Raw genomic sequence first — 3,604 nt, 5'->3', positions numbered from 1 at the left:
CCCTCGTCCCTCCCCTGCCCACGCGCACCGTCGCCCTGCTCACCCGCGAGGGCGCCTACCGCGGCGCGGCGGCCCAGGCCTTCACCCGCCTCACCCACGCCCTCGTCCGCACCCGCGGGTACGCCGCCCCCGGGACATGACCCGCCACCGCTCCACCACGTCACGTGCGAACCGGGGGCGCACCCATACGGCCGCCCCACGGCTGGCAGCCATGATCGGGTCCGAGGATGCTGGAGCGTGACGTACGGCTCGTACTCGTGGGAGAGCGGAGCGGCCACGTGAAGGCACCGAGCGCGGGGGGTACGGAGGCGGCGCGCTGGTTCCTGCGCCACCTCCAGGCGCTGCCCCTGCTCCTGCTGATCGGCGGTGCCGCGCTCGACTACTACACCCCTCCCCGGTTCAGCGCCGAGGCCTTCTACACCGCCGCGCCGATGTCGGCCGCCGCGCTGCTGTCACTGCGCGCGACGATCCTGTCGGGCATCGGCGCCATCGCCGCCGACTTCGCCCTGCTCGTCCATTTCGGCTTCATCGGGGACGCCAGCGGGTGGAGCGAGCTGACCACGGTGGCGACCGTGTCGGCGTTCGCCGTCGTCGTCAACCGTCTGATGCACTACCGGAACGTACGGCTGGAGTCGGCGCGGGAGGTGGCTCTCGCCGTGCAGCGCGCCGTGCTCCCCCACCCGCCGACCTCCATCGGCCCCCTGCGGATCGCCGTGCGCTACCAGTCGGCCGCGAAGGAGGCCCAGATCGGTGGTGATCTGTACGGCGTGCAGGACACCCCGTACGGCGTGCGCTGTCTGGTCGGCGACGTGCGGGGCAAGGGCATGGGGGCGGTCAAGGCGGTGGACGTGGCGCTGGGGGTGTTCCGGGAGGCGGCCGAGGAGGAGCCCACGCTCGCCGGCATCGCGGCCAGGCTGGAGAAGGGGCTGGTCCGGGAGGCGTCGCGACGGGCGGGGCTCGAGCGCACGGAGGGGTTCGTCACCGGTGTGCTCGCGGAGATTCCCCCCTCCGGTGATGAGCTGCGCCTGTTCAACCGCGGCCACCCGCCGCCCCTGGTGCTGCGCCCCACGGGTGAGGTGCGCAGCGTGGAGCCTTCCGTGCCGGCGCTCCCCCTGTGCCTGTCCGAGCTGGGCCCCGGCGATGGTGTGACCGACACGGTGCCGTTCCCGCCCGGGTCCTGTCTGCTGCTGTACACGGACGGCCTCACCGAGGCCAAGGACCGTTCGGGGGCCTTCTACGACCCCGTCGCGGCCCTGACCGGGCATGTGTTCCCGGGGCCGGACGACCTGCTCGACACCCTGCTGGCCGGCGTCGGCCATCACACGGGCGGCCGTATCACCGATGACATGGCGCTGCTGGCGATCGCCCGGGGCGGCCGGTCGGCGAAGACGTAGCGCGCGTCCCGTTCGACGAACGCGGGCGACAGCGGGCGCCCGTGTTCCGCCGCGGTCTCCGTGGCCGGTACGGTGCGCACGTTCCAGCCCAGGTTGGTCAGGCGGTCCGCCGGCGCGGGCCGTTGCCCGGTGTGGATCAGGTCGGCGAGGTCGACGCCCAGGGTGCGGACGCTGCCGTTCGCGGCGGTGTCCGCCAGGGCTCCCGGTATGTTGCCGATGGCTTCCACCGCGAGCCGGCTTCCTGGGGCGGAGAGCCGGTGGATCTCGTGGAAGAGACTCTCTTCGGCCTCCGAGGGGAGGTACGGCAGCAGTCCCTCGGCGAGCCACGCGGTGGGCCGGGCGCGGTCGAAGCCCGCCGCTTCCAGCGCCGCCGGCCAGTCCTCCCGCAGGTCCGCGCCCACCGGCCGGTGAACGCCGCCGGCGGTCGCCCCGTGCTCGCGCAGGACCGTCAGTTTGAAGTCCAGGACGAGGGGCTGGTCGATCTCGTACACGACGGTGCGCTCCGGCCAGGGCAGCCGGAACGCCCGGGTGTCCAGCCCCGACGCCAGCAACACCGCCTGGGTGACACCGGCTTCGGCGGCCTGCCGGAAGTAGTCGTCGAAGGCTCTGGTGCGGACGGCGATGTAGGTGCTCACCTGCGCCCAGTACCCCCGCCCGTCGGCCGCCTCCGCCTCGGCCGGGGTCGTGGGCAGTTTCACCGGCGCCCGCGCCGCCCCGACGAAGCCGCGCGCGTACGGATCCTCGATCAGGGCGTCGGGACGGCCGGTCTCGACGGCCCGGGCGGCCGCCACCGCCAGCGCCGTGATGCCGACTCCCGAGACCACGTCCCACTGCTGGCCCTTGCTCACCGACGCCTCCCCGCTCCGGTGGCCACCGCCTCTCCGCGGCAGCACCCTCACCCCCGACCCTAACCACGCGCCGGGCCACCCCGGCAGGGCGGCCCCCTCTTCATTCTGGTACAACGTACGAGAAGCAGATGTACGGGATGCATTCCGAGGGGGAGCGATGACAACACCCGCGCACACCACCACCGTTTCGAGGCCCGCCTGGACGCCGCCCGCCGGACGGCCTCCGCTGTCCTCACGGATGATGAGAGCGACCTGGCGGCGCCTCCCGGCCGGGCGGTACCGGGCCGGATGGGAGCCGGGGCTGGTGGTCCCGGCCGCCGACGGCAGCCCGTTGCTCACGGACCACTACTTCCCGCGCGCCGAGGGCGACTTCCCCACCCTCCTCGTGCGCTCCCTCTACGGCCGGGGCCTGCCGTGGTCGCCCCTGTACGGCGTCCTCTTCGCCGAACAGGGCTTCCACGTCGTCGTCCAGAGCTGCCGCGGCACCGGCGGTTCGGGCGGCCGGTTCCACCCGTGGCGCAACGAGGCGGCGGACGGCCGGGCCACGGTGGCGTGGCTCCGGGAGCGACCGTGGTTCGACGGAAGGCTGGGCACGGTCGGCGCCAGCCACCTGGGCTACACACAGTGGGCCCTCGCACAGGACCCGCCGCCGGAGCTCAAGGCGATGGTCGTACAGGCGGGCCTGCACGACCCCCACGCCTACTTCCACGCACACGGCGCGCTCCACCTGGAGAACGCCCTCATCACCTGCCTCGCCATGACCCACCAGCACCGGGGCCTCGTCCCCTTCGGCAAGGCCGCACTGCGGCTCCAGCGCCACATGCGCCGCGCCACCACCGCTCAGCCGCTGCGCGGCGCGTACCTGCCCGTTCTCGGGGACGAAGCGTCCTGGCTGGACGACGCGTTGGCGCACCCGGACGCCGACGACCCGTACTGGTCGGGCGCGGGCCTGCGAGGGGCACTGGACCGGCTGGCCGTGCCCACCAGCCTGATCACGGGGTGGCACGACGTCCTGGCCGGCCAGACCTTCGAGCAGTACGAGCGGCTGCGCCGGGCCGGGTGCGAGACGTCCCTGCTCGTCGGCCCCTGGACGCACAACTCCGCGTTCCAGCAGGGCTGGCCCGAGGTGTTCGCCGAGACCCTGGCCTGGTTGCGCGCCCACCTGTGCGCCGACCGCTCGGGCCTGCGTCCCGCACCCGTGCGCGTGCACGTCGGCGGCGAGGACGCCTGGCGCGATCTCGACGCCTGGCCGCCGTCCCCGGCCGGCGCACCATGGTTCCCCGCCCCGGGCGGCCACCTCGTGCGGCAGGCCCCCACGGACCGCGCCCCGTTGGCGTCCTTCCGCCACGACCCGGCCGCGCC

General features: G+C 74.1%; 3 protein-coding genes. 2 read left to right on the top strand and 1 reads right to left on the bottom strand.

Annotation, left to right across the window (positions count from 1 at the left end):
- Window positions 1–227: 227 nt before the first annotated feature.
- Entirely contained in the window at window positions 228–1,394 is a 1,167-nt protein-coding gene (locus K6I33_RS33090) for a PP2C family protein-serine/threonine phosphatase (protein WP_229358375.1), read from the top strand.
- Here the strand turns inward: K6I33_RS33090 and K6I33_RS33085 are convergent.
- Window positions 1,319–2,242, bottom strand: coding sequence for an SAM-dependent methyltransferase (locus tag K6I33_RS33085; protein WP_229358374.1), 924 nt, complete (start codon window positions 2,240–2,242; stop codon window positions 1,319–1,321). The genes K6I33_RS33090 and K6I33_RS33085 overlap by 76 nt on opposite strands.
- A 157-nt stretch (window positions 2,243–2,399) precedes the next feature.
- Here K6I33_RS33085 and K6I33_RS33080 point away from each other — a divergent pair.
- The coding region (locus K6I33_RS33080) for a CocE/NonD family hydrolase (RefSeq protein ID WP_374286494.1) at window positions 2,400–3,604 on the top strand (1,205 nt) is incomplete at its 3' end.

The sequence above is a fragment of the Streptomyces sp. UNOB3_S3 genome (genome assembly GCF_020740895.1).
Classification (GTDB): domain Bacteria; phylum Actinomycetota; class Actinomycetes; order Streptomycetales; family Streptomycetaceae; genus Streptomyces.
Note: the sequence above shows the minus strand (reverse complement) of the source record. Positions and strands in the feature narration are given on the sequence as shown.

What these genes read in the sequence shown, in the direction of transcription:
- K6I33_RS33090 (WP_229358375.1), top strand. Translation starts at nt 228, where the DNA reads ATGCTGGAGCGTGACGTACGGCTCGTACTCGTGGGAGAGCGGAGCGGC.